Origin of the sequence: Flaviflagellibacter deserti (assembly GCF_042652085.1) — a bacterium.
Lineage (GTDB): Bacteria > Pseudomonadota > Alphaproteobacteria > Rhizobiales > Methylopilaceae > Flaviflagellibacter > Flaviflagellibacter deserti.
Map to the genome: position 1 here is coordinate 541,093 of NZ_JBHSJF010000006.1, position 24,351 is coordinate 565,443.

The 24,351-nt window shown below is 64.9% G+C and carries 26 protein-coding genes; 19 read left to right on the forward strand and 7 right to left on the reverse strand.

The window, feature by feature from the left end; all coding sequences use genetic code 11:
- Nucleotides 1-82 precede the first annotated feature (82 nt).
- Nucleotides 83-1,165 (reverse strand): chorismate synthase, encoded by a 1,083-nt coding sequence (gene aroC / locus ACFPFW_RS09590; protein ID WP_114955820.1) that lies wholly within the window; start codon nt 1,163-1,165, stop codon nt 83-85.
- A 341-nt stretch (nt 1,166-1,506) separates the two neighbouring features.
- On the reverse strand, nt 1,507-2,409 hold the full coding sequence (locus ACFPFW_RS09595) for a LysR family transcriptional regulator (protein WP_114955819.1): 903 nt from the start codon (nt 2,407-2,409) through the stop codon (nt 1,507-1,509).
- Between the two features lie 94 nt (nt 2,410-2,503).
- Between ACFPFW_RS09595 and ACFPFW_RS09600 the strand changes: the two genes are divergently transcribed.
- Nucleotides 2,504-3,169, forward strand: a complete 666-nt coding sequence (locus ACFPFW_RS09600) for a L,D-transpeptidase (RefSeq protein ID WP_114955818.1) — start codon at nt 2,504-2,506, stop codon at nt 3,167-3,169.
- A gap of 11 nt (nt 3,170-3,180) precedes the next feature.
- Entirely contained in the window at nt 3,181-3,630 is a 450-nt protein-coding gene (locus tag ACFPFW_RS09605) for an ester cyclase (protein WP_114955817.1), read from the forward strand.
- Between the two features lie 24 nt (nt 3,631-3,654).
- Here ACFPFW_RS09605 and ACFPFW_RS09610 read toward each other — a convergent pair whose 3' ends face one another.
- The 3 genes from ACFPFW_RS09610 to erpA form a co-directional block, all read right to left on the reverse strand.
- Entirely contained in the window at nt 3,655-4,752 is a 1,098-nt protein-coding gene (locus ACFPFW_RS09610) for a hypothetical protein (protein ID WP_114955816.1), read from the reverse strand.
- Nucleotides 4,753-4,950: 198 nt separating this feature from the next.
- Entirely contained in the window at nt 4,951-5,538 is a 588-nt protein-coding gene (locus tag ACFPFW_RS09615) for a hypothetical protein (RefSeq protein ID WP_114955815.1), read from the reverse strand.
- A gap of 193 nt (nt 5,539-5,731) precedes the next feature.
- A complete protein-coding gene (gene erpA / locus ACFPFW_RS09620; protein ID WP_114955814.1) occupies nt 5,732-6,076 on the reverse strand; it encodes an iron-sulfur cluster insertion protein ErpA in 345 nt (114 codons plus the stop codon).
- Nucleotides 6,077-6,339: 263 nt separating this feature from the next.
- Between erpA and ACFPFW_RS09625 the strand changes: the two genes are divergently transcribed.
- From ACFPFW_RS09625 to ACFPFW_RS09705, 17 genes are all read left to right on the forward strand, one after another.
- Entirely contained in the window at nt 6,340-7,518 is a 1,179-nt protein-coding gene (locus tag ACFPFW_RS09625) for a deoxyguanosinetriphosphate triphosphohydrolase (RefSeq protein ID WP_114955813.1), read from the forward strand.
- Between the two features lie 128 nt (nt 7,519-7,646).
- Nucleotides 7,647-9,374, forward strand: a complete 1,728-nt coding sequence (gene argS, locus ACFPFW_RS09630; protein ID WP_114955812.1) for an arginine--tRNA ligase — start codon at nt 7,647-7,649, stop codon at nt 9,372-9,374.
- A 75-nt stretch (nt 9,375-9,449) separates the two neighbouring features.
- Nucleotides 9,450-10,895, forward strand: a complete 1,446-nt coding sequence (locus ACFPFW_RS09635; RefSeq protein WP_114955811.1) for an SPOR domain-containing protein — start codon at nt 9,450-9,452, stop codon at nt 10,893-10,895.
- Nucleotides 10,896-11,318: 423 nt separating this feature from the next.
- Nucleotides 11,319-12,338, forward strand: a complete 1,020-nt coding sequence (nagZ, locus tag ACFPFW_RS09640; RefSeq protein WP_114955810.1) for a beta-N-acetylhexosaminidase — start codon at nt 11,319-11,321, stop codon at nt 12,336-12,338.
- 36 nt (nt 12,339-12,374) lie between these two features.
- Nucleotides 12,375-13,172, forward strand: coding sequence for a segregation and condensation protein A (locus ACFPFW_RS09645; protein ID WP_114955809.1), 798 nt, complete (start codon nt 12,375-12,377; stop codon nt 13,170-13,172).
- Nucleotides 13,173-13,248: 76 nt separating this feature from the next.
- Nucleotides 13,249-13,884: an SMC-Scp complex subunit ScpB gene (gene scpB / locus ACFPFW_RS09650; protein ID WP_379771454.1), complete on the forward strand. Its 636-nt coding sequence runs from the start codon at nt 13,249-13,251 to the stop codon at nt 13,882-13,884.
- Nucleotides 13,881-14,999: an ABC transporter ATP-binding protein gene (locus tag ACFPFW_RS09655; protein WP_379770463.1), complete on the forward strand. Its 1,119-nt coding sequence runs from the start codon at nt 13,881-13,883 to the stop codon at nt 14,997-14,999. The genes scpB and ACFPFW_RS09655 overlap by 4 nt, the downstream gene beginning before the upstream one ends.
- A gap of 67 nt (nt 15,000-15,066) precedes the next feature.
- Nucleotides 15,067-15,303: a twin-arginine translocase TatA/TatE family subunit gene (locus tag ACFPFW_RS09660; RefSeq protein ID WP_114955807.1), complete on the forward strand. Its 237-nt coding sequence runs from the start codon at nt 15,067-15,069 to the stop codon at nt 15,301-15,303.
- A gap of 39 nt (nt 15,304-15,342) precedes the next feature.
- The gene (gene tatB, locus ACFPFW_RS09665) at nt 15,343-15,888 is read left to right on the forward strand and encodes a Sec-independent protein translocase protein TatB (protein WP_114955806.1); all 546 of its coding nucleotides are present in this window, start codon (nt 15,343-15,345) and stop codon (nt 15,886-15,888) included.
- Nucleotides 15,889-15,929: 41 nt separating this feature from the next.
- Nucleotides 15,930-16,685: a twin-arginine translocase subunit TatC gene (tatC, locus tag ACFPFW_RS09670; protein ID WP_114955940.1), complete on the forward strand. Its 756-nt coding sequence runs from the start codon at nt 15,930-15,932 to the stop codon at nt 16,683-16,685.
- A gap of 38 nt (nt 16,686-16,723) precedes the next feature.
- Nucleotides 16,724-18,064, forward strand: coding sequence for a serine--tRNA ligase (gene serS / locus ACFPFW_RS09675; protein ID WP_114955805.1), 1,341 nt, complete (start codon nt 16,724-16,726; stop codon nt 18,062-18,064).
- Between the two features lie 172 nt (nt 18,065-18,236).
- Nucleotides 18,237-19,007, forward strand: coding sequence for a 5'/3'-nucleotidase SurE (gene surE / locus ACFPFW_RS09680; protein ID WP_114955804.1), 771 nt, complete (start codon nt 18,237-18,239; stop codon nt 19,005-19,007).
- Nucleotides 19,008-19,009: 2 nt separating this feature from the next.
- On the forward strand, nt 19,010-19,675 hold the full coding sequence (locus ACFPFW_RS09685; protein ID WP_114955803.1) for a protein-L-isoaspartate(D-aspartate) O-methyltransferase: 666 nt from the start codon (nt 19,010-19,012) through the stop codon (nt 19,673-19,675).
- A 31-nt stretch (nt 19,676-19,706) separates the two neighbouring features.
- Nucleotides 19,707-20,201: a hypothetical protein gene (locus ACFPFW_RS09690; protein ID WP_114955802.1), complete on the forward strand. Its 495-nt coding sequence runs from the start codon at nt 19,707-19,709 to the stop codon at nt 20,199-20,201.
- 99 nt (nt 20,202-20,300) lie between these two features.
- Entirely contained in the window at nt 20,301-20,693 is a 393-nt protein-coding gene (locus tag ACFPFW_RS09695) for a DUF3597 domain-containing protein (RefSeq protein WP_114955801.1), read from the forward strand.
- Between the two features lie 143 nt (nt 20,694-20,836).
- Nucleotides 20,837-21,217 carry a Fe-S cluster assembly scaffold SufA gene (sufA, locus tag ACFPFW_RS09700; RefSeq protein WP_114955800.1) on the forward strand — a complete coding sequence of 127 codons (381 nt, stop codon included), beginning with the start codon at nt 20,837-20,839 and terminating at the stop codon, nt 21,215-21,217.
- 5 nt (nt 21,218-21,222) lie between these two features.
- A complete protein-coding gene (locus ACFPFW_RS09705) occupies nt 21,223-21,567 on the forward strand; it encodes a TfoX/Sxy family protein (protein ID WP_379770470.1) in 345 nt (114 codons plus the stop codon).
- On the opposite strand, the gene ACFPFW_RS09710 is transcribed toward ACFPFW_RS09705, so the two are convergent.
- Nucleotides 21,568-22,617: a GGDEF domain-containing protein gene (locus tag ACFPFW_RS09710; protein ID WP_114955798.1), complete on the reverse strand. Its 1,050-nt coding sequence runs from the start codon at nt 22,615-22,617 to the stop codon at nt 21,568-21,570. It abuts the gene before it with no gap.
- A 133-nt stretch (nt 22,618-22,750) separates the two neighbouring features.
- Nucleotides 22,751-24,181 (reverse strand): DEAD/DEAH box helicase, encoded by a 1,431-nt coding sequence (locus tag ACFPFW_RS09715; protein ID WP_114955797.1) that lies wholly within the window; start codon nt 24,179-24,181, stop codon nt 22,751-22,753.
- Nucleotides 24,182-24,351: the final 170 nt, after the last annotated feature.

Below are 24,351 nucleotides of genomic sequence, written 5' to 3' on the forward strand. Positions count from 1 at the left end.
TCGAACCAGGGCCACACGCTCCTGAGTATTTGGCCATCCTTCGACACGGGCCTGCGGCCCGGCTCAGGATGAGGTTGAGGGGTCAGCCTATTTGTCCCCGGTGGCGCAGATAGTGGTCGGCGAGCACGCACGCCATCATCGCCTCGCCGATCGGCACCGCGCGGATGCCGACGCAGGGGTCGTGGCGGCCCTTGGTCGAGACTTCGACGTCGTTGCCGGCGCGGTCGATGGACTTGCGCGGCGTGAGGATCGAGGAGGTGGGCTTCACGGCGAAACGGGCGACGACGGGCTGGCCGGTGGAGATGCCGCCGAGAATGCCGCCGGCGTGGTTGGCGAGAAACACGGGCTTGCCGTCATTGCCCATCCGCATCTCGTCGGCGTTCTGTTCGCCGGTCAAGCGGGCGACTGCCATGCCATCACCGATCTCGACGCCCTTCACCGCATTGATGCTCATGAAGGCGGCCGCGATGTCGGCGTCGAGCTTGCCGTAGATCGGCGCTCCCCAGCCGGCCGGGACGCCGTCGGCGACGACCTCGATCACCGCGCCGATGGACGAGCCGGATTTCCTGATGCCGTCGAGATAGGTCTCCATCTCCTTCGCCGCGTCGCGGTCGGGGCAGAAGAAGGGATTCTCGTCGACCGCGTTCCAGTCCCAGCGCGAGCGGTCCATCTCGATCTCGCCCATCTGGACAAGCGCGGCGCGGATCGACACGCCTGGGATGACTTTGCGGGCGATTGCGCCGGCCGCGACTCGCGCCGCCGTCTCGCGGGCGGAGCTGCGTCCGCCGCCGCGATGGTCGCGCAGGCCGTATTTGGCTTCGTAGGTATAGTCGGCATGGCCGGGGCGGTATTTCGCCTCGATCTCGGAATAATCCTTCGAGCGCTGGTCGGTGTTCTCGATCAGCATCGCGATCGGCGTGCCGGTCGTCACCAGGACGCCGTCATGCTCCATCGTGCCGGAGAGGATCTTCACCTCGTCGGCCTCGCGCCGCTGCGTCGTGAATTTCGACTGGCCGGGCTTCCTTTTGTCGAGATAGGCCTGAATCTCGGCGACGTTGACCGGGAGAAGAGGCGGGCAGCCGTCGACGACGCAGCCCAGCGCCGGCCCATGGCTTTCGCCGAAGGTGGTGACGCGGAAGAGATGACCGAAGCTGTTGTGGGACATAGCCGGCGCGGGGAAAAGGTGAGCTTCTTCTAGGCGCGGCAGCGGTGGGGGTCAAACCGGGACTGCATGCATTTTCGCAAAGTGGATAAAGCGCGTTTCCGACGTTCCCCGGACAAGTGCGCGCAGCGCACGCCGATCCGGGCCCAGCGCATGAGTGCGCCGTAGGCGCTCTTTGAATATTGAGCTTCGCGAGTGCACGCTGGGTCCCGGTTCTCGGGATGGGCGGGTGATGGTCCTCCGGTCGAGCCGGAGGATGACGCCGAGAAGGGAATGGCGCCAGGAACAACAGGAATAATCTCGATTCCGGCGCAACTGGCGCTGGGGTGAGCGCCTACCTCAATTCACCCCACAATGCCGTCGATTGCCCTGAGCCTCGGGATCGCGAAATCCGTGAAGGCTCGTACCGCCGGCCTCATGAACCGCACCGACGGGTAGGCAAGGAACGCCTCCGTCGATTTCACCTCATAGTCCGGCAGGACGCGGACGAGGCGGCCCTGATTCAGTTCTTCCGAGACGAGGAGGCTCTGGACCGGGCCCATGGCATGGCCGCGCAACAGGGTGTTGATAAGGACTTCCGCGCTGTTGGTGCGGATATGCGGCCGAACGGGCACGTCCAGGCTCTCATTTCCGCGCTGCAGGGGCAGTCTGTCGCGTGGCGAGACCGTGGGCGTGGTGATGACGGGCAGGCTGGACAGCTTCTCCAGCGTCTCGATCGGGCCGTGCCGTTCCAGGAACGTCGGCGCCGCGACGAGAATGCGGCGGACCATTCCGAGCCGCCGGATGATCAGTTCCTGACCCTCGGGACGGCCATATTTGATCGCGAGGTCGAAATCCTCGTGGATCAGGTCGACGGCGCGGTTTTCCAGAACGAGATCGACCGCGACGCCAGGATGTTCGGCCTGGAATTTGGTGACGATGGGATGGACGTGATGGGCGCCGAGGCATGAGGGAGCGTGGAGCCTGAGCAGGCCTTCCACCGCGCCCATGTCGCGTCGCACGCCTTCCAGCGCGGAATCGATCGTGCCCAGCGCCTCGCGGCTGGCCTCGTAGAGCACACGACCCTGCTGCGTTGGACGGACCATGCGCGAGGAGCGCTCCAGCAGACGGGCGCCGACATGGGATTCCAGATTTCGGATGACCTTGGTGATCGCCGGCTGCGAGACCGCCAGGTCGCGCGCGGCGGCGCTGAGCGAACCGCGCTCGACGGTCCGGACGAAGGCGCGCAGGGCGTTGGTCAGATCCATCCATTCCTCGGTGTTATGGCGCGATCACCTCATAACGTATCGACATGGTGCGCGTCACGGAGTTCAACAATCTCCTCTGGAGGAGTTGGCTGGAATGGCGATCGATCGGCGTGTGTTTTTGCTTGGAGCGGGGTTTGGACTGGCGGGCTGCGTAACGAACCAGAACCCGGCTGCCCGGGTGCAGGCGAAGGCCGTCGCGGAGTTCGACCCGAAATACGCAGCGATCGACACCGAGCCGTTCCCGGTGCCGGCTATCGATTTGTCGAAAGTGAGCCCGGAATTCCGGCGTCAGGAAGTCGCCTACGCGACCTCGGAGCCGCCGGGGACTATCGTCGTCGATCCGGCCGCGCGCCACGCCTATCTCGTCCAGGAAGGCGGCCGGGCGCTCCGCTATGGCGTGGGCGTCGGAAAGGAGGAGGCGTTCAACTTCCAGGGCGAGGCGGTGATCCAGCGCAAGGCGGAATGGCCGCGCTGGACGCCAACGCCGGACATGATCAAGCGCAATCCAGAACGATACGCGAAATATGCCGGCGGGCTTTCCGGCGGCGCCGGCAATCCACTCGGTCCGCGCGCTCTCTATCTCTACAAAAACGGTCAAGACACGCTCTACCGACTGCACGGCACGGTGGAGCCCTGGACCATCGGAACCATGGTTTCGTCCGGCTGCGTGCGCTTCCTGAACCAGGACATCATCGATCTCCACCGCCGCGTGCCCGTGGGGACGCGGGTGGTGGTCTTGCCGGCAATACCGAGTGCGTAAGGAGAAAGAAGGTGAATACGAGGAATTCTATCGAGATTGTCCGGAACTTCTGGCGAGAGGTGTGGCAGGCGCCGCAGAACCCGCACGCCATCGACCTGCTCGTCGCCGAGGACATGGTGATCTCCTCGGCCGGGATCGACATCACCGGCCGGGACGCGTTCAAGAAGTGGGTGATCGACTTCCAGTCGAAGATGCTCGACGCCGACTTCAAGGCGGTCGAGATGTTCCAGAGTGCCGATGGCAGCCGGGTCGTGACCCGCTGGCGGCTCACGGGACGCAACAATGGCATCCTCGGAACCGAGCCCTGCGGCTCGCCCATCGAGATGATTGGAACCGCGATCTGGGCGGTACGCCAGGACGGCCTGCTCCAGCACAATTGGGTCGAGCGGAACGCCCTGGAGATCTATCGCGAACTCACGCCGGCGAAGCCTGCGGGAGAAGAGCAGCGCGGCAATTTGTGATCCCGCGCTGCTCTTTGAATCGCTCTACTGCCCCGTTTGGGCAACGATGAACCCCGGATCCGTCTGCACGTTCAGCAGTGCGTTGGCCTGCTTCACCGAGGTCTCGTCCAGCGCGCCGTGCATGGCGCCGATCAGCGCCATTGCGGCGGACTGGGCGTCGCCCATGCGGGCGGCTTCCTTGTAGGAGGCGAGCGCATTGACCGTGCCGCGGCCGAAGGCTTCCGCCGCGGTCGAATGGCTGGCCATAATGCGCGCGGAGACCGGGACCGAACCATCCGGCGGCGGCAACTCGGCCACGTCCTCCGGCGAGGCCGACTGGGCCTTCTGCGCCAGGAGCTCGGTGTCGGAGACGCCGAGATTGATGTCCATCAGCGCGTTGAGGCGGACGACCGAGCCGGTGTCGGACGGCTGGCCAAGCTCCTTCGCCAGCAGACTGCCGGCGCGCTCGAAATCGCCCGCGTAGACGGCCTCGCGATAGGCGACCAGCGGCGCCAGCGGCGAGGTTGCCTCGACGACGGAGACCGGGGCTTCGATGATAGCCTGCTCAGTCGCCGCAGCTTCGGCCATAGCCGGTTGATCCGCCGGTGGCGGGACGCTTGCGGTGGCGCGGCCGGTCTCGGGCGACGAATTCGACTTCGATTTAGACTTTGCCTTGGCGATACGGGTCTTGCTGGCCTTCTTCGCCGATTTCTTCTTCGAGGACTTGGCCTTCGCCTTCGGCTGCACGGGAGTTGGTGCCGCCTGCGCGGTCTGTGGGGCTGGAGCCGCCGTGGCCTGCGGGGCGGCTGCCGGCGCGGCGGCGGCTTTGCCCTTGGCGGCGGGAGCGGCTTGCGCGGCGGTGGCCGGTTTTGGCTGCGCAGCGTTGGCTGCAGCCTGCTTCTGCTGCTGAGCGGTTCCGGGAGCAGCCGGCTTTTGCGCGGCCTTGCCCTTCGGCACGGCGGTCTGTTCCGCTGCATAGGGTAAGCCGCTGCCTGGCGGCGGCGGGACAGGTTCCGGCTTCTTGCCGGTGACGGCATTGTAGATGCCGGTCAAGGGATTGCTGGAAGCCTTCTGCGCCTCGGCGGACGCGATCGCGCCCAGCCACAGGGCCAGCCCGGCCATGGGATAGAGAATCTTTTTCATGTGCCCACCCTCGCGGGCCCCTCCGGCCCGCATCCCGGGCCGCGCGGACGCGGTCCCTCAGGAACTGGGTAAGGGTTGTGGCAGCGCAAGGGGGCGACCTTGCGGCCCAAAAAAGGCAAAAAGTGCTGATTCTCAAACGAAAAAGGCGCGGCACCCAGTCTGGGTGCCGCGCCTCGGACAATCCGAGCTCGCGGAAGATCAGCCGTGCTGGCTGCCCTGAATGGTGGCGCGAAGGTTCTGCTCGTCGCGCAGACTGCGGGCATGGGCCTGCCAGGCCGAGCGACAGAGCGCATTGGCGACGCTGAGTTCGCCGACGATCTTCTCCAGGCCGGCGAGAACGTGGCCGCTCTCTTCAAACACGCCGTCGAGGTCGTGGCTGAGATCGCCCTTGTTGTAGACGTTCAGCGCTTCCGAGAGCTGCTCGGCGGTGCGCTCGACATCCGCGGCGATCTCGGCGAGCGAGCGATAGGCGCCATCGCGGGCGTCCTGCGCGGCGACCAGCTGCTTCAGGTGATGCTCGGCGACGCGGGCGACGACACGCCATTCGCGGGCCTGGCGCTCGAGATCGTGGATCGCGGCGAGATCGGAATGCTGCGATCGGATCGGCAGGCTCTCGGCTTCCGCATGTGTCGGTGCGTCGACGCGGAGACGTTCGGCAACCGGGGCGAGCGGCGCACGCTCTTCCTCGACCGGCGCGACGGCCTCGTCATTGGCGGAAGGCATGGTCATCTCCCGCAGCAAGGCATCTTCGTCGATGACCGGAGATAGATTGGCGTGAGCTGACATGTAGTTTCCCCTCATTGTGCTGACAGCGACAATGTCCGCCGACAACAAACGCAGACAATGGGGCGAGAATTCGACCGGCTGTTATTAAGATATTGTTGATGGCCACCGCGCGCCCTCAGTGAGGGCGTTGACGAAGCGGATTCGATTCGACTTCGGCGTTATTTACGCGGGCCGAATCAGGACTGCCGAAGCTTCACATCGCGAAGCTGGTTCCGCAGCCGCAGCCGGACGTGGCGTTCGGATTCTTGATCTGGAAGCTCGCGCCGATCAACTCGTCGACGAAGTCGATCTCGGAGCCCTGCATGTATTGCAGCGAGACCTCGTCGACTACGACGGTAACGCCGTCGCGCTCGATGACGAGGTCCTCGTCCTGACGGATCTTCTCGACGCCGAACTCGTAGCGGAACCCCGAGCAGCCGCCGCCCTCGACGCTGACGCGCAGCATCGCGCCCTCCGGTTCGGAGGAGAGGATCTGCTTGATCCGCCGGGCTGCGTTGGCGCTGACCGTGACGGGCGTGAGGGTTTCAGTGGAGGACATCTGCGCTCCGAGACTCGTTCTGTTGGCCGATTATGTGAGGGTGAGGGCGGGGTTAGGCAAGGGGAAGCGCCGGAGCCCTCCCGTTTCGTCGTGATTCCAGCCTATAAGGCCGCCAGACGGCATCGAAGGCGTGCGTGTCTCGGAAGCGGCAACGCCGCTGTCCGGGACCCATACTCCGCAGCGTTTGTGATTATGCCGCGAGGCTGCGGCGTATGGGTTCCGGGCTCGCGCTCTGCGCGCTCCGGAACACGGAGAGGTCCGGCATGGAATCCAGCTTTCTGATCCGCCCGCGCGCACCTTATGCGGTCGATCCGTTGAACAGCCGGGGACGGCTGGTGCCTGAGCCGACGAGCCCGACGCGCACCGAATGGCAGCGCGATCGCGACCGCATCCTGCATTCCTCGGCGTTCCGGCGGCTGAAGTACAAGACGCAGGTCTTTGTCTATCACGAGGGCGACCATTACCGGACGCGGCTGACACATACGCTGGAAGTGTCGCAGATCGCCCGTTCGATCGCTCGCGCGCTCGGACTGGACGAGGATCTCGCGGAGACTTTGGCGCTCGCCCACGATCTCGGTCACACGCCGTTCGGTCATGCCGGAGAGCGGGCGCTCGACGCCTGCATGGCCGGGCACGGCGGCTTCGACCACAATGCGCAGACGCTCAGGATCGTGACCCGGCTCGAGCGACGCTATGCTGCGTTCGATGGGCTGAATCTGACCTGGGAGACGCTGGAAGGCCTCGTGAAGCACAACGGGCCTTTGCTCGGCGAGGGAAGGCCGGAGACCGACCTGCCGTTCGGAATCGTCGACTATGCCCGGGTACAGGATCTCGAACTCGGCAGTTTTGCCAGCGCGGAGGCGCAGGTCGCGGCGGTATCGGACGACATCGCCTACAACGCGCACGACATCGACGACGGACTGCGGGCAGGGCTGTTCCAGATCGACGATCTGCGCGCGGTGCCCTTTCTGGCGGAGCTGCTGGAGGATATCGACAGGCTCTGGCCGGGGCTCGACCGCTCGCGGCGCATTCACGAGCTGACGCGGCGGGTCATCACGCGCTTCGTGGAGGACACGATCAGGGAAAGTGCGGGACGGATCGCCGAGCTCGGTCCGAAGAGCGCCGAGGATATCCGCGCCGCCGACCATGCCGTCGTTGCCTTCGCCGGCGAAATCGCGGCGGCGGACAAGGCGATCAAGGCCTTCCTCTATCCTCATATGTACCGCCACGATCGGGTGATGCGGGTGATGGGCGACGCTGAGAACATCGTCACCGATCTGTTCGCGATTTACCGCGCCGATAATGAGGAGATGCCCGAGGAATGGCGCGACCTCGGCGACGGACCGGCGCGGGCCGCGGCCGATTTCATCGCCGGCATGACGGACCGCTATGCGATCCAGGAGCATCGACGCTTGTTTGACGCGACGCCTGATCTGCGTTAGGCGCGAGCCCTTTCTCATCCTCATGGTGAGCAGGCGGCGAAGCTGCCGTGTCGAACCATGATTTTGCTTTGGCCGATCCTTCGACACGGGCGCTCCCGCGCCCGGCTCGGGATAAGGCAGTGGGTAACATGAACCTTTTCGCCATTTTTTCCGAGCGGGTCGAGACCGCGATCAATGACATCGTCGGTGAGCGGGCCGGCGCGGTCGCGCTCGATCTCTCTCGCGTCGTGGTCGAGCCGCCGCGCGATGCCTCGCATGGCGACATGGCGACCAATGCCGCAATGGTGCTGTCCAAGGACCTCGGCGAGAAGCCGAGGGATCTCGCCGAGAAGATCGCGGCTCGGCTGCGCGAGGACGCCGATGTCGCCGCCGTCGAGATCGCCGGGCCGGGATTCATCAATATCCGGCTCAAGGACGGGGTCTGGACGCGGGTGCTGGCGAGCGTGATCGGCGAAGGCGCTGATTTCGGCCTCAGCCCGATGGGCGGCGAGCGCAAGGTCAACGTCGAATACGTCTCGGCTAATCCGACCGGGCCCATGCATGTCGGCCATTGCCGCGGCGCGGTGTTCGGCGATGCGCTGGCAAACCTTCTGGCCTTTTCCGGCCACGACGTGACGCGGGAGTACTACGTCAACGATGCCGGTGCGCAGGTCGATGTGCTCGCGCGCTCGGCCTATCTCCGCTACCGCGAGGCGCTCGGCGAGAACATCGGCGAGATTCCTGAGGGACTCTATCCCGGCGACTATCTCAAGCCAGTCGGGCGGGGTCTCGTGGATCTTCACGGCGCGACCTTGGTGCACATGCCGGAGACGGAATGGCTGCCGATCGTCCGCGCCGCCGCCATCGAGAGCATGCTGGAGATGATCCGCGAGGATCTCGGGGCGCTCGACATCCACCACGACGTCTTCTTTTCGGAACGGACGCTGCACGGCCAGGGTGGCGCGATCGATCTGACGCTGGAAGCGCTGCGCAAGAGCGGCCACGTCTATCAGGGCACGCTGCCGCCGCCGAAAGGGCAGGTGCCGGAGGATTGGGAAGACCGCGAGCAGACCCTGTTCCGGACGACCGATCTCGGCGACGACATGGACCGGCCGCTGATCAAGTCCGACCGCAGCTACACCTATTTCGCCTCCGACGTCGCCTATATGCGTGACAAGTGGGAGCGCGGCTTCAAGGACCTGATCTTCATACTGGGCGCCGACCACGGCGGCTACGTGAAGCGCCTGCAGGCTGTAGGCAAGGCGATCTCGGACGGCGAGGCGCACATCGACGTGAAGCTGGTGCAGCTCGTCCGGCTGTTCCGGGCCGGCGAGCCGGTGAGGATGTCGAAGCGCTCAGGCGACTTCGTCACGCTCCGCGAAGTGGTCGACGAGGTCGGCCGCGATGCCGTGCGGTTCATGATGCTGTTCCGCAAGAACGACGCGGTCCTGGACTTCGATTTCGCCAAGGTCGTCGAGCAGTCGCGCGAGAATCCGGTGTTCTACGTCCAGTACGCCCATGCGCGGGCGCGCTCGGTTCTTCGCAATGCGGGGGTTGAACCCTCGACCGAGCATCTCGATCTTTTGAGCGACGCCGGCGAGATCGGGCTGATGCGGAAATTAGGGGAATATCCTAGGGTGATCGAAGGGGCCGCCTTGGCGCATGAGCCCCATCGAATCGCTTTTTATCTGCATGAGCTCGCCTCCGACTTCCATGGACACTGGAATAGGGGCAATGATGCGCAAGGTTTACGCTTCATTATCGCTGACGATACAAAGTTGACCTCGGCTCGGCTGGCGATGGTGCAAGCGGTGTCTTTGGTTCTGAAGAGCGGGCTCGGTCTGCTCGGCGTGACGGCTCCGGAGGAAATGCGCTGAGGAGCGCCCCGGATGTTTCCGTTTTGGCCACATTATGCCCGTGATTGATGACTAGGCACGGGTAGGGGACAAGGGATGAACGACACACCGCGCCGCTTCGGCTCCGATTTTGACAGCCTGCGTGGCACGCCCGCCGCGCCTGGCCGTGGAGACGTGTACGGCGACGATCCGCTGGCGGAACTCGCACGCCTCGTCTCGCAGAGCGACCCGCGCCAGCAGCATGCGTCGCGCCACGACGATTACGATCGCGCCTATGGGGCGACGAGCAACCCCGACTACGATCCGGACGACCTCTACGCCGAACCGCTTCGTGGCGGCGGACACGACGATTTCGACGATCGTTATCAGCCCTATGACGAGAACCAGTACGACGGCGAAGAGCACGTCTATCCCGGCGAGGACGAAGATCGCGGTTCGCTGCGCCGTCGCGGCGGTCTGACGATCGCGGCCGTGCTGGCCGTCGCCGTTATCGGCGGCGGAGGTGCCTGGGCGTATTATTCGTTCAGCGGCGGCGGCAATGCGTCGAATGGCGCACCGCCGGTGATCCAGGCCGCCAAGGAGCCGGCGAAGACGGTTCCGGAGGGCTCGGCCAAGGACGTGCCGCACCAGAACAAGCTGATCTATGATCGCGTTGGCGCCGAGCCTTCGGGCAATGCCGTTGTGGTCAATGGCGCGGAGGAGCCGGTCGAACGTCCGGCCGCGACCCGGCCGCAGCCCTCGCGTGTGATTCCGCTTCCCGGGACCCAGCAGGCGGCCGAGCAGCCGGATGCGAGTGCCAACGACACACCCCAGACGGCCGATAACGGAACGACCGACGACAACCAGAACGGCGCGAAGATGGTTCGCACCATCACGATCCGTCCGCCGGGAGCGCCGACCGCCCCGCAGATTTCCCCTGCGCCGGCGCCGGTGCAGCAACAACAGGCCTATGCAGCGCCGGAACAGCCCGCCGAACCGCAGCCGATCGTCGGCACGGGCCCCGCGGCCGAAGGCATGTCGATGAATCCCGGCCGCGAATTCGGCATCATGGCGAGTGAACCGCAGAGCGCGCCTGCGCCGCAGGCTCAGCCGCGTACGACCTCGCAGGTGCCGGTGCCGCCGGCCCGACCGGCGGGACTTCCGGTTCGCACCGCAACAGTTCAGCCGATCGCCCCGGTCGCGCCGCCCGTGGCAACACAGCCGCGCCCGACGGCGACCGCTCCGGCGCCGCTGACGCCGCCGCGTCCCGTGCAGCAGCAACAGGTCGCGACCGCCGCAGTGCCGAGTGGCCCAGCGGGTGCGTTCGCGGTGCAGGTGACCTCGCAGCGTTCCGAGGCGGAGGCCCGCGCGGCGTTCTCCTCGCTGCAGCAGCGCTACCCGCAGATCCTCGGCGGCTACCAGCCGAGCCTGCAGCCGGTGACGCTGCCTGATCGCGGCACGTTCTACCGCGTGCGCATCGCGACTCGTAGCCAGGCCGACGCGACCAATCTCTGCAACAATCTCAAGGCTGCCGGCGGCGACTGCATCGTCCAGCGGAACTGATGCGATAAGTCCACTATGGATGTCGCGTTGCCACCGAACTGGTACGAGTATGTCGTGCCGGTTGGGGTCGATCCCTCGAAACCCGGCCTATACGAGTGGCGGATCGAGGGCCGAGGAATCTACATCGGAAAATTTACGCGACTATCCCGTCCGACTAAGCAGTACGGCAGGAATGTAGCGAATCTCCTCCGAGGTAGGCCGTATCGGCGAAGCAAACCGCTCGGATTTCGGCGCATTCACCAAGAGCTTGAACTAGCTATCAGGGAAGGCAGGAGAATTACTCTGACCATCCTTGAAAACGTCGGCGTTTCAGACCTGAATGGTCGCGAACTTGAACTCATAAGAGAACGTGGCTCTCTCAATGACCCGCCGTTTGGCCGAAGGCTCGCCAATTGCTCATCCCGCGACTCCTAAGGCCGGATCATGATCCCTCGCGCCTTTATCTGCGGACTCTCGGGCACTGAACTTACTGACGCCGAACGCCGTTTTGTCGACGAGGCGGAGCCGTGGGGTATCATTCTGTTCGCGCGCAACATCCGCGATGCGGCGCAGGTGAGGGCACTTGTCGACGAGTGTCGGGCGCTGCTCGGCCGGAACGACATGCCGGTCCTGATCGACCAGGAGGGCGGTCGGGTGCAGCGGGTTCGTCCTCCGCTCGCCGAGCGTCATCCGCCGGCCGGCTCCTATGCGGCCCTTTATGAGAAGGATCCGGTGGCCGGGCTGAACGCGGTGAGGCTTGGCGCGCGGCTGATTGCGCATGAACTGGTCTCGCTGCATGTGAACGTCGATTGCCTCCCGGTCCTCGATCTCCTGATCGACGGCGCGCACGACATCATCGGCGACCGCGCCTATGGCGGGACGCCGGAGCAGGTAGCGAAGCTCGCACGCGCGGCGTGCGAAGGCTTGTTGGCGGGCGGCGTGCTGCCGGTCGTGAAGCATGTGCCGGGACATGGCCGGGCGATGGCCGACAGCCATCTGGAACTGCCGAAGGTCCATACCGGCCTGCCGGAATTACAGCGCAGCGACTTTGCCTCGTTCCGCTGGATGAACGACATGCCGCTCGCGATGACGGCACATGTTCTCTACACGGCGATCGATCCCGACCGTCCCGCGACGCTGTCGCGCGCGGTGATCCAAGATGTCATTCGCGGCTTTATCGGCTTCGACGGCGCGATCATGAGCGACGATCTGTCGATGAAGGCGTTGTCGGGCAGCTTCACCGAGCGGACGGACGAGGCCTTCCACGCCGGCTGCGATCTCGCGCTCCACTGCAACGGCGATCTCGACGAGATGCGGCAAGTGGCGGCGGCGTCTCCCCGGCTCGATGGAGATGCGGCGCGGCGTTGCATGGCAGCACTATCGCGGCTCGGCGCTCCACAGGCATTTGATGTGGAGAGCGCGCGCGCAATGGTACGGAGCCTTCTCCCCGCCAACGTGGCGTGATGGACTGGCGCCTGAGGCGCTCAGCGGACGGGACGCGTGGCGGCACACGAGCAGGAACCGGAATTCGAAGCGGACGGACCGGGGATCGGCGAACGAGCGTTCGTGGTCGATCTCGATGTGTTCGAGGGTCCGCTCGACCTGTTGCTGGACCTCGCCCGTCGCGACAAGGTCGATCTGGCGCGGATGTCGATCGCCACGTTGGCCGAGCAATATCTCAAATTCATCGAGGAGGCGCGAAAGCTCCGGCTCGAACTCGCCGCCGATTATCTCGTGATGGCGGCCTGGCTGGCCTATCTGAAATCGCGGCTTCTGCTGCCGGCTCCTCCGAAGGGCGACGAACCCTCCGGCGAGGAAATGGCGGCGGCGCTGGCTCACCGGCTGAGGCGGCTCGAGGCGATGCGGAAGGTTTCCGAACAGCTTGCCAGCCGCGACCGGCTGGGGCGCGACATCTTCCGCCGAGGTGCGCCGGAAGGCGTGCGTATCGAGCGGAAAAGCCTTTGGGACGCGTCGCTCTACGATCTTCTCTCGGCCTATGCGCGGCAGCGGTCCACCCATGCGCTCAGCCATGTCACCATCCGCCGTCAGCCTGTCTGGCCGCTGGCGGAGGCACGGGCGGCCCTGGAGCGGCTTGTCGGCAAGATCGCCGAATGGACGGCGCTCGACGCCATTCTTCTCGCTTATCTGGCGCCGCCGGAGGAACACAAGACCGTGTTGGCATCGAGTTTCAGCGCGAGCCTCGAAATGGCAAAGGAAGGCCACGTGCAATTGCGCCAGGAGAGGCCGTTCGCGCCTCTGTTCCTGCGGGCCAAGGATGCCGGAGGCGGGAGTGTCTGAGTTCGGTCCACTGTTTCGCCGTGACGGCCTGCGCGATGCCACCGCTCCGGATGCGGTGAATTTCGAGCATGTCCGCATGGCCGAGGCGCTGCTGTTCGCGGCGACCGAGCCGCTCGACGAAGCAACGCTCGCGTCGCGGTTGCCTGAAGGCGCCGACATCCCGGCGATCATCGCGGCCCTCAAGGCGCACTACGCGGTGCGCGGGGTGAATCTGGTCGCGACGGGAGGGCGCTGGTGGTTCCGCACCGCGAGCGATCTCGGACCGCTGCTCCGCCGCGAGGCCGAGGAGACCAAGAAGCTGTCCCGAGCGGCGTTGGAGACGCTGTCGATCATCGCCTATCACCAACCAGTGACGCGCGCTGAGGTCGAGGCCATTCGCGGCGTCTCGGTCGCCAAGGGCACGCTGGAAGTGCTGCTGGAGACCGGCTGGATCAAATTGCGCGGTCGCAGGCGGACGCCGGGACGTCCGGTGACGTTCGGTACGACGCCCGAATTCCTCGATCATTTCGGCCTGGAGCAGATTTCCGATCTGCCGGGTATCGACGAGCTTCGTGCGGCGGGCCTCTTGGATGCGCGGGTGCCGGCGGGTATCGATGTACCCATGCCATCCGACGATCAGGCGCTGCGCGAGGACGAAGACATGATCGAGCCCGACGCGCTCGACTTCCTGACGCCGCTCGACGCCGACGACGAACAGGACCGCACCACGTGAGTTCTCCCGATATTGCGGCACCCAGAAAGGGTTCCGCATGGACGCGCTGGGGACAGCGCGGCACGGCTGGGCCGGCCATTCCCTCCCGGCTGACCTTCGACGACGTGACCCACGTCTATGGGACGACCGAGGCCGTGACCGGGCTTTCGCTTGATGTCTTCCCGGGCGAGATCGTGGCGTTGCTTGGCCGCTCCGGCTGCGGGAAGACGACATTGCTGCGCGTCGCGGCGGGTATCGAGCGCCAGAGCGGCGGACGTGTACTGCTGGACGGCCGGGTGATCGCCGATGAGAGCGAGTTCCTGCCCCCCGAAAAGCGCGGCATCGGGCTCGTCTTCCAGGATTACGCCCTGTTTCCGCATATGAGCGTCGCCGAGAACGTGGCGTTCGGTCTGAAGAACGTGCCGAAGGCCGAGGCGCGGGCGATCGCGCTCTCCGCACTGGGCCGGGTCGGTCTTACGGGACATGCCGACGATTATCCGCACCGTCTGTCGGGCGGCGAGCAGCAGCGCGCGGCACTCGCCCGCGCCATTGCGCCGCGCCCGGGCGTGCTTCTGATGGACGAGCCTTTCTCGGGTCTCGACCGCCGCCTGCGCGACAGCGTGCGCGAGGAAACGCTCGCGGTGCTGAACGAGAGCGGCGCGACGTCCTTGATCGTGACGCATGACCCGGAAGAGGCGATGCGGATGGCCGACCGGATCGCGCTGATGCACGAGGGACGTCTCGTCCAGGTCGGGACGCCGGAGGATTTGTTTCTGCGCCCACGGACTTTGTTTGCGGCCCGGTTCTTCAGCGATATCAACGAATTGGACGCCATCGTGCGAAGCGGTTTGGCCACGGCATGGCTCGGCGAGATGTCGACCAGCCTGCCTGACGGCAAGGCGATCATCGCGGTGCGCCCGTCCAGCGTCCGGGTGAACCGCAGGGGTCCGGGACGCGCGGGACGCGTCGTGTCGGCGCGGTTCCTCGGAGATGTCGACCAGCTCGAAATCGCGATCGATGGAACGGATGCACGCCTTCGCGCACGGGTCGAGGCCGGACACTGGCAGGAAGGCTCCGATGTCAATGTGTCGTTCGACACACGCCAAGCGCTTGTCTTTCCTTTGTCCGAAATCTAGCTTGGAGTGATGGACAAGGGTCGGGGCTCACGTTCCGGCCGAAGATAATGTTTGCAAGGAACGCGTCATGAGTCTCACGCACTGGTTGGTTGTCGCCGTTCTGGTGCTGCTGCTGTTCGGTCGCGGCAAGATCTCCGATCTCATGGGAGACGTCGCCAAGGGCATCAAAAGCTTCAAGAAGGGCATGGCTGACGACGAGACGGCCGATGCGCCGCCGGCTGCTCCGGCACGCACCATCGACCATCAGCCCGCGCCGCCGCCTGCGGCCGCGCCTGCACCCGAGCGCACTGAAGTCCGGTCGTAATCAGCCGCCGCTTCGAGCGGCGCAGGGCCTAGGACTGATATGTTCGACATTGGCTGGTCTGAAATGCTGGTCGTGGCGGTGGTCGCTCTCGTGGTCATCGGCCCGAAGGACTTACCCGCGGCCCTGCGCCAGGCAGGCAAATGGGTCGGCGCGCTTCGCAAGATGGCCGGCGACTTCCAGGGCCAGTTCAACGAGGCGCTGAAGGAAGCGGAGCTCGACGATCTCCGCAAGGAGCTTCAGGACCTGAAGCGCACGGCGCAGGGCTTCACCGATCCGACCCAGACGGTGAAGCACGAGATTCGCACCGCGATTGAATCCAAACCCTCGACTGACGTGCAGTCAGCTTCGGGTGCCGTCGAACCTGCCGCGAACGACACCGTCGCGACGCCGCGTCCGGCCGATCTGCCCGCACCCGCTTCGCCCGACAGTGAAGTCCATTTCAACCAGACGGCGGCCGTGGGTGACGCAATCTCGGCGGCCGGGAACCCGCCTGCTCCAAAGCCCAAGCCGAAAGCGCGCCGCGCCGCCAAGAAGGCATCGGTCGTGCCGACGCAGGATGCTGCTTCCGTGGAGACCAAGCCGTGACCACCGAAGCGGACGATGTCGAGGCCTCCCGCGCGCCTCTGATGGATCACCTGATCGAGCTGCGCTCGCGCCTGGTCCGGGCGCTGATCGCGCTCGGCATCGGCTTCGTGCTCTGCTTCGCGCTCGCCGGGCACATATTCAACATCCTGCTCTGGCCATATGAACTCGCCGCCGGCTCCGATGCGAAGCTGCAGCTGATCTATACGGCGCCGCAGGAATATCTGATCACCCAGATCAAGCTGGCGCTGTTCGGCGCTGTCTTCATCGCGTTCCCTGTGATCGCGATCCAGATCTACAAGTTCGTGGCGCCCGGCCTCTACAAGAACGAGAAGGACGCGTTCTTCCCGTATCTCATTGCGACGCCTGTTCTTTTCTTCCTTGGCGGGGCGTTCGTCTATTTCTTCGCAATGCCACTGGCGATGCGGTTCTTCCTGTCGATGCAGCAGGAGGGTGGGCCCGGCGAGGCGAGCATCCAGCTCCTAGCGCAGACCTCCGAGTACCTATCGCTGATCATGACGCTGATCCTGGCGTTCGGCATCTGCTTCCAGACACCTGTGATCCTGACGCTTTTGGCGCGCGCCGGCTTCATCGACGCAGACTGGCTGGTGGCGAAGCGCAAATATGCGATCGTCGTCGTGTTCGCTGTCGCGGCCGTGCTGACGCCGCCCGACGTGATCAGCCAGATCGCCCTTGCCGTGCCTACACTGCTGCTCTACGAAGCCTCGATCTATGTGGTCCGCATGGTCGAGAAGAAGCGCGCCGACGCGGCCGCCGCCGAGACCTCCGACGGGCCGTAAATTCTGGCTAATTTCTGGCGGCTTAAGCGGCGTTTCTCATGCATGACATCAGGTGGGTCCGGGACAATGCGGACGCCTTTCAGGAGCGCCTGATCGCGCGCGGAATCGCGGCTGATGAAGCCGAGGCTACGCTCAAGGCCCTGGTCGAGAAAGACGAGGAGAGGCGGAAGACCATCGTCCTCGTCCAAGAATGGCAGGAGACTCGCAATCGCCTGTCTAAGGAGATCGGGCAGGCTAAAGCCGCTAAGGATGAGACGCGTGCAGCAGCTTTGATGGAGGAGGTCTCTCGGCTCAAGAGCGACATCACCACGGCGGGCGAACAGACCGAAAAGAAGCTGACCGATCAGCTCAATGAGATGGTAGCAAGCATCCCCAATCTGCCGCTGATGGACGTGCCTGTCGGCGCGGACGAGCACGACAATGTCGAATACCGCCGCTTCGGCGAAGCGCCGAGCCTGGGCTTCACCGCCAAGCAGCATTTCGACATCGGCGAGGCGCAGGGCGGCATGGATTTCGAGAGCGCCTCGAAACTTTCCGGGGCCCGTTTCGTCGTGCTCAAGAAGGGTATCGCTCGGCTGGAGCGTGCACTTGGCCAGTTCATGCTTGACCTGCACACAGGCGAGCACGGCTATACGGAGGTCTCGCCGCCGCTGATGGTGCGTGATGAGGTCATGTTCGGTACGGCTCAACTGCCGAAGTTCAAAGATGACCAGTTCCGCGCCGGAGCGATCGTTGGGGAGAACGGGGAGCACGAGACGATCAGCGATGGTCGCTGGCTCATCCCAACCGCCGAAGTGCCGCTGACCAATCTCGTTCGCGAGAGCATCCTCTCCGAGGAAGAGCTGCCGCTGCGCTTCACTGCGCTGACGCCGTGCTTCCGTGCCGAAGCCGGCGCCGCGGGTCGCGACACGCGCGGCATGATCCGCCAGCACCAGTTCTCGAAGGTCGAGCTCGTCTCCATCACGACGCCCGAGCAGTCGGGCGAGGAGCATGAGCGCATGCTCTCCTGCGCCGAGACCGTGCTGCAGAAGCTCGACCTGCATTATCGCGTCATGACGCTCTGCACCGGCGACATGGGCTTCGCCTCGCAGAAGACCTGGGACATCGAGGTCTGGCTGCCGGGGCAGAACGCGTTCCGCGAAATCTCGTCGTGCTCGGTCTGCGGCGACTTCCAGGCGCGGCGCATGCAGGCGCGCTACAAGCCGGCGGAAAGCAAGAACACCCGCTTCGTCCACACCCTGAACGGCTCGGGCGTCGCCGTCGGCCGCGCGCTGATCGCAGTGCTGGAGAATTACCAGAACGAGGACGGCTCGATCACCGTGCCCGCCGTGCTGCGGCCCTATATGGGCGGGCTGGAGCGGATCGAGGTGGGGGCGTGATTGGGTGTGGTCTCCCTCACCTGAAAGGGGAGGGCCGAGTCGCGCGAAGCGCGAACCGGGGTGGGGCTTGCTGCCCCTCCATGCCCCATGCCCTGCCGATAGGTTTTGACCCCACCCCGCTCAGCCTGGCGGCTGAGTCGGCCCTCCCCGTTACGGGGAGGGAGAGGCCGCCATGCGCATCCTGATCACCAACGACGACGGCATCCACTCGCCGGGCCTTGACGCGCTGGAGCGCATCGCGCGCGAGATATCCGACGATGTCTGGGTAGTTGCGCCGGAATACGACCAGTCCGGCGTCGCGCATTCGCTGTCGCTGAACGATCCGCTGCGAATCCGCACCGTCGGCGAGCGGCGCTTTGCGGTGAAGGGCACGCCGACGGACTGCGTGATTCTCGGCGCGCGTTTCGTGATGAAGGACGCGCTGCCCGAACTGCTGCTGTCCGGCGTCAATCGCGGGCACAATCTCGGCGAGGACGTCACCTATTCCGGGACGGTCGCGGGAGCGATCGAGGGCGCGCTGCTCGGCATTCCGGCAATCGCCATGTCGCAGGCCTATCCGTCCGGACAGCGCGAATCGGTGAGCTATGCGACGGCCGAGGCACACGGACCGCGGGTGATTCGGCAGATTCTCGATGCCGGACTGCCTCCCGGCGGGCTGGTGAACATCAATTTCCCGAACGTTTCGCCCGAGAAAGTGGGCGGAGTGCGCGCCACGAGGCAGGGTCAGCGGCCGCAATGGCAGGCGCAGGTGGATGAACGCCGTGACGGCCGGGGAAATCCATACTTCTGGATCGTGTATGGTCACGAGATCGGCGATCCTGGTCACGACACCGACTTGCGCGCCGTGGCTGACAAATGGATCTCGGTGACCCCGCTGAAGATCGACATGACCGATCATCGGCTGCTGGAGCGGCTTGGCGGAGCGTTCGACACGGGGTTGTGACGATGGCCGAACAGGGGCCGCGCGACGAGGAAGACGCCGAACAGCGCGCCGCGTTTCTGTTGTTCCTGCGCAAGCGCGGCATCCGCGATACGCGGGTGATGCGGGCCATGGAGACCGTGCCGCGCTCGCTGTTCGTGCCGACGCAGATCGTCGAGCACGCCTATAGCGACCGGGCACTTCCCATCGCCTGCGGCCAGACGATCAGCCAGCCCTATCTCGTCGCCTACATGACCGAACAGCTCGACGTGAAGGACCGCCACAAGGTCCTTGAGATTGGCATGGGTTCGGGCTTCCAGACGGCCGTGCTGGCCCGGCTGGGGCGCCGGATCTACACGATCGACCGCTATCGCACGCTCGTCCAGGACGCCGAGAACCGGCTGAACGCGCTGCGCATCACCAATGTCACCTCGATGGTTGCGGACGGCGCTGCCGGCTGGCCGGCGCAGGCGCCGTTCGATCGCATCATGGTCACGGCGGCTGCGGAAAGCGTGCCGCAGACGCTCGTTGACCAGTTGGCGGACGATGGAGTGATGATCATTCCGGTCGGGCCCCAGGGCACCGACCAGCGTCTGCTGCGCATCACCAAGATCGAGGGCGAGGTCGAGACGCGGGACCTGATGAGGGTGCGGTTCGTGCCGATGGTAGCGGGAAGGGCGGTCTCGCTTTGAACTTCGTCCGTGCCGGACGCGACGAACCGGCATGAAGAAGCTCTCCGTCACACTTACCGCCGCACTGCCCATCTTCGCTTTCGCCGCGCCGGCGTCCGCCGGGACGATCGAAAGCATCTACACCCGCCACGACTATGCCGCCTGCGACGAACAGAAGTCGCCGGAGCCCGATGTGATCGAGGTGCGCAAATGCACGGGCCTCGGCGGCATTGCCGTGGTCTGGACTGGCGAGCCGGACGCGAGCTTCGTCACCATCGGCGAGACCGGGGATGACGGTCTCGATCTCGGGGCGTCCTTCTTCGAGGTCGGCAATACGATTGAATGGCGCGGTCCGAAACGGGTCGGAACGATCGACCCGAACGCCATGATCGTGCGCTACGTGACCGGGAAGGCGATCGGCAATCTCGACGTCAGCAAGCTCGCGGTCTATCGCCTGAACGCCGGCGGCTCGTCCTGCTTCCTTGGTGCGGCCTCGACCAACCAGGCAGCGCGGGCAATCGCTGACGAATCTCGCCGCTGCCGCTGAACGATCACACAGGCTTGATAAACATTGCCCATTAAGGAACGGCTAGGCTGACGAGATCGTTGTCTGCGAAGCCGGTCCTTCGGCTGCAGGGAGGCCAAAATGGGAATTTTCAGCAAAATCATGGGCGCGATCTTCGGCTCGTCCGAAGCTCAGGCCGCCGAAGCCGCCGCACCGGCGGGTGGCGGCACCGCGACGGCCACGGCCTCGGCGCCTGCCGCGACAGGGACCGGCGAGAAGGTCGATGTCGCCAAGGTGCTTGATGACGCCGTGAAGGCCAAGGGCCAGAAGCTCGAATGGCGGACATCGATCGTCGACCTGATGAAGGCGCTCGACATCGATTCGAGCCTCTCAGCGCGCAAGGAACTCGCCAAGGAACTGAACTACACCGGCGATACCAACGACTCGGCGAGCATGAACATCTGGCTGCACAAGCAGGTCATCGCCAAACTTGAGGCTAATGGCGGCAAGGTGCCGGCGGACCTCAAGGACTGATCGACAAATGCGTGCCGCCCCGGCGGCACGCATTCCCGCCCGAGCGTTGAACCGCTCTGCGCACTCCCCATATCTAAGCCGCTGAAACCGCGCTATTCTGCGCACCTTCGCGGCCGGCCTTGAACCGGCAGGGGAATGGATAAATGGGTTTTCCGATCATGCGCCTCACCGACCGCGCCGCGGACCGGGTGAGGGAGATCATGGAACGGTCGCAGTCTTCGGCCGCCGGCCTTCGTGTCGGTGTGAAGAAGGGCGGCTGCGCCGGCATGGAATATACGATGGACTACGCCGCCGAGGCTCAGCCGGGCGACGAGGTGATTGAGGACAAGGGCGTGAAGGTCCTGATCGATCCCAAGGCCGTTCTGTTCCTGCTCGGCACCGAGATGGACTATGTGACCGAGAAGATGGCGTCGCGATTCGTCTTCAACAATCCGAACCAGACCTCGGCATGCGGCTGCGGGGAATCGATCGAGATCGTCCCGGCCAAGCCGGAAGCGCTGCAGGCTGCCGCACAGGCACGCTGACTGGTGTGGACGCAGATTCGATCCGGGACATTTTTTCCGGCTTTGGCCCCGTAGGCGTCCGTCGCATGTTCGGCGGATACGGCATCTATGCCGATGACGTCATGTTCGCATTGTCCACCGGCGGCGAACTCTACCTGAAGGCGGATAGCGAAACGCGGCCGGACTTCGAAGACGAAGGCGCAGAGCCGTTCAGCTACGAAGCAAAGGGCAGGCGGGTGGTACTGTCGTATTGGCGCGCGCCCGACCGTCTGATCGATGATGCGGACGAAATGGCTATATGGGCGCGCAAGGCGCTCTCTGCCGCAGAGCGTGCGGCCCGGACAAAACCGCACGCGAAGAAGAAAGCCTAATCACGCAACGCGGTTGGCGCCGGCTTCGAACTCCGGATCGGTTTCGCAGACGACGCGGTTACGGCCCGCGCGCTTGGCTGCGTAGAGACACATATCGGCGCGTTCGATGATCGAGGCGGCATTGTCGTTGGCGTGGAAGCTGGCGACGCCGATCGAGATCGTGACGCGACCGAGGTTTTCGCCGGTCGAGCGCTTCACAAGTTCCTTGCCCATCACCGCGCGACGGATGTGGTCGGCGACGGTCACCGCCGGACGCAGCGTCGTGCCCGGCAGGATGAGCGCGAACTCCTCGCCGCCGTAACGCGACGCGATGTCCTGGCCCTTGATGTTCTGCTTCACGGCGGTGGCGACGAGGCGCAGCACCTGGTCACCGGTGAGGTGACCATATTTGTCGTTGAAGCTCTTGAAGTGGTCGATGTCGGTGACGAGCAGTGAGAACGGCTTGCCCTCGCTCAGCGCCTTCTCGAGCGCCATGTCGAAGAATTTGCGGTTCGAGAGCAGCGTCAGCGGGTCGGTGAGCGACTCGGCGCGGATGGCTTCGAGACTGTCGTGCAGCTTCAGCATCTCCTCGCGCGAGGCGACGAGCTGGGTCTCAAGTTCCCTGTTGGCCGACTGCATGTCGACCGTCGCGCGCATCAGGGCCTCCACGACCATTTTGACCTTGGTCGGCTCGGCGCCTTCGAGGCTGCGGGTGATGCCGTCTAGGGTCTCGCCATAGGCGGAGGCGGAGCCGCGAGCGGCGTCGAGCATCGAAACCATCTGGTCGACCTCTTCACGGATCTTCGTGCCGACCTCGTCATAGCGGGTCGGGAAGCGCGAAGCCGACAGATGCATGTCGTAGAGCGCGTCGAGATCCTGCTCGGAAAGTTTGCCGCGTTTGCGAAGGACGTCGTTGATCGCCTGATTCAACAAAGGGTTGTAACAGGTCGCGTAAGTGTACCAGACCTCGTAGATCCGGGGATAGGCGGGATGGCGATACGCCCGAATGCGGTCCAGTGCCGACTCGCCGAACACTATAGTTCGCTCGAAATCGTCTCCGCTGTCAGACATTGCCGTTTCCCCCAGCCGTTCGGGGCCGGCGTTGGCTCCCGAAATCCAGCAGGGGTGAAATTGCTCCAGAACACTTAAACGGCCGTTAATTCGGGTCGATACCCCGAGGGCCAAAAGTGCATCAATTTCAGGCTTATGCGCCCTTTATTCGGACAGGGCGAAGAAGGAATTGGGGCACGTGATCGCCGAGCCCGACGGGTGTCGGTTCGTCGTCGCGTTCATGCCTGTTGCGGTCCCTGCGACCTCCGTCTCTGCGGGTCTCATCGCGCGGCGCGTGCTCCGGACGTGGAGGTCTGGGCGCGCGGGATTCTGCTGGAGATGCAGAGGCTTCCCGCGGCTCGGAACGTTGGGGCTGCTCGACCTTCTTCTCGCCGCGTCCACGCGACCGCCGGTTGCGGTCGCCGCGTCCCGGACGGCTGTCGCCCTCCGATTCGGCGGGGCGATCGTCACCGCGCCACGGAATGTCCTGCGCGGTTACTTTCTCGATCGCTGCGAGATATTTTTTGTCGGACGGTGCCACGAATGTGATCGCGGTGCCGCTGAGCCCCGCGCGGCCGGTGCGGCCGATGCGGTGGACATAGTCCTCGGCATGGATCGGCACGTCGAAATTGAAGACGTGGCTGACCGCCGGAATGTCGAGACCACGCGCGGCAACGTCCGAGGCGACCAGAAGCTCGGCCTCGCCGGTCTTGAACTGGTCGAGCGCCTGCATGCGCGCGCGCTGGTCCATGTCGCCATGAAGAGCTACGGCCTTGAAGCCGTGCTTCTCAAGCGAGCGATGAAGGGTGCCGATGTCGCGTTTGCGATTGCAGAAGACGATGGCGTTCTTGAAATCGGTCTCGGCGCGAATGGCGCGGCGGAGCGCGTCGCGCTTCTCGGCGTGATCGCTGCCGCAGGCGATAAGGGCCTGGGTGATCGTGGCCGAGGTGCTCGAAGCCTTGGCGACTTCGATCTTCACCGGATCGTTCAGGAACTGGGCGACCAGGCGCTGGATTTCCGGCGGCATGGTCGCAGAGAAGAAGAGGGTCTGGCGGCGCGGCGGGATCAGTTTGCAGATGCGCTCGATGTCCGGGATGAAACCCATGTCGAGCATGCGGTCCGCCTCGTCGATGACGAGAATCTCGATGCCGGTCATCAGCAGGCGGCCGCGCTCGAAATGATCGAGCAGGCGGCCGGGGGTGGCGATGAGGACGTCGACGCCGCGTGTCAGCTTCGCGTCCTGGTCACCGAAGGACAGACCGCCAATGAGGAGCGCCACGGAGAGTTTGTGGTTGACGCCATAGCGGTTGAAGCTCTCCTCGACCTGCGCCGCGAGTTCGCGCGTTGGTTCGAGGATGAGCGTGCGCGGCATGCGAGCCCGCGGCCGACCGGTTTCGAGCCTGGTCAGCATGGGGAGCGTGAAGCTCGCCGTCTTGCCGGTGCCGGTCTGGGCGATGCCGAGAACGTCGCGCTTCTGCAGGACATGCGGAATCGCCTGCTCCTGGATCGGAGTCGGCGTGGTGTAGCCCGTCGCTTCAACTGCAGCGAGGACCTTGGGGCTCAGCCCGAGAGTATCAAAGCTCATATAGATTGTGCCGGAACCGCAGGGAAAAGGAAGTAGCTTCTGCGGGCGTTTCCGTTGGGCGCAACATAGGGAACAAGGTTGTGGAGTCAAGCTTAGCCAGAACTTTGCCCGTTGCGCGCCGCGCTCCCGCCAAGATTAAACTGCAAGGCTGAGCCGGAAACACCACTCAG

Excerpts from the sequence above, each read along its gene's own strand:
- aroC (WP_114955820.1), bottom strand. The coding sequence starts at position 1,165 with ATGTCCCACAACAGCTTCGGTCATCTCTTCCGCGTCACCACCTTCGGC.
- ACFPFW_RS09595 (WP_114955819.1), bottom strand. The coding sequence starts at position 2,409 with ATGGATCTGACCAACGCCCTGCGCGCCTTCGTCCGGACCGTCGAGCGC.
- ACFPFW_RS09600 (WP_114955818.1), top strand. The coding sequence starts at position 2,504 with ATGGCGATCGATCGGCGTGTGTTTTTGCTTGGAGCGGGGTTTGGACTG.
- ACFPFW_RS09610 (WP_114955816.1), bottom strand. The coding sequence starts at position 4,752 with ATGAAAAAGATTCTCTATCCCATGGCCGGGCTGGCCCTGTGGCTGGGC.
- ACFPFW_RS09615 (WP_114955815.1), bottom strand. The coding sequence starts at position 5,538 with ATGTCAGCTCACGCCAATCTATCTCCGGTCATCGACGAAGATGCCTTG.
- erpA (WP_114955814.1), bottom strand. The coding sequence starts at position 6,076 with ATGTCCTCCACTGAAACCCTCACGCCCGTCACGGTCAGCGCCAACGCA.
- ACFPFW_RS09625 (WP_114955813.1), top strand. The coding sequence starts at position 6,340 with ATGGAATCCAGCTTTCTGATCCGCCCGCGCGCACCTTATGCGGTCGAT.
- argS (WP_114955812.1), top strand. The coding sequence starts at position 7,647 with ATGAACCTTTTCGCCATTTTTTCCGAGCGGGTCGAGACCGCGATCAAT.
- ACFPFW_RS09635 (WP_114955811.1), top strand. The coding sequence starts at position 9,450 with ATGAACGACACACCGCGCCGCTTCGGCTCCGATTTTGACAGCCTGCGT.
- nagZ (WP_114955810.1), top strand. The coding sequence starts at position 11,319 with ATGATCCCTCGCGCCTTTATCTGCGGACTCTCGGGCACTGAACTTACT.
- scpB (WP_379771454.1), top strand. The coding sequence starts at position 13,249 with ATGGCCGAGGCGCTGCTGTTCGCGGCGACCGAGCCGCTCGACGAAGCA.
- ACFPFW_RS09660 (WP_114955807.1), top strand. The coding sequence starts at position 15,067 with ATGAGTCTCACGCACTGGTTGGTTGTCGCCGTTCTGGTGCTGCTGCTG.
- tatB (WP_114955806.1), top strand. The coding sequence starts at position 15,343 with ATGTTCGACATTGGCTGGTCTGAAATGCTGGTCGTGGCGGTGGTCGCT.
- tatC (WP_114955940.1), top strand. The coding sequence starts at position 15,930 with ATGGATCACCTGATCGAGCTGCGCTCGCGCCTGGTCCGGGCGCTGATC.
- serS (WP_114955805.1), top strand. The coding sequence starts at position 16,724 with ATGCATGACATCAGGTGGGTCCGGGACAATGCGGACGCCTTTCAGGAG.
- surE (WP_114955804.1), top strand. The coding sequence starts at position 18,237 with ATGCGCATCCTGATCACCAACGACGACGGCATCCACTCGCCGGGCCTT.
- ACFPFW_RS09685 (WP_114955803.1), top strand. The coding sequence starts at position 19,010 with ATGGCCGAACAGGGGCCGCGCGACGAGGAAGACGCCGAACAGCGCGCC.
- ACFPFW_RS09690 (WP_114955802.1), top strand. The coding sequence starts at position 19,707 with ATGAAGAAGCTCTCCGTCACACTTACCGCCGCACTGCCCATCTTCGCT.
- ACFPFW_RS09695 (WP_114955801.1), top strand. The coding sequence starts at position 20,301 with ATGGGAATTTTCAGCAAAATCATGGGCGCGATCTTCGGCTCGTCCGAA.
- sufA (WP_114955800.1), top strand. The coding sequence starts at position 20,837 with ATGGGTTTTCCGATCATGCGCCTCACCGACCGCGCCGCGGACCGGGTG.
- ACFPFW_RS09710 (WP_114955798.1), bottom strand. The coding sequence starts at position 22,617 with ATGTCTGACAGCGGAGACGATTTCGAGCGAACTATAGTGTTCGGCGAG.
- ACFPFW_RS09715 (WP_114955797.1), bottom strand. The coding sequence starts at position 24,181 with ATGAGCTTTGATACTCTCGGGCTGAGCCCCAAGGTCCTCGCTGCAGTT.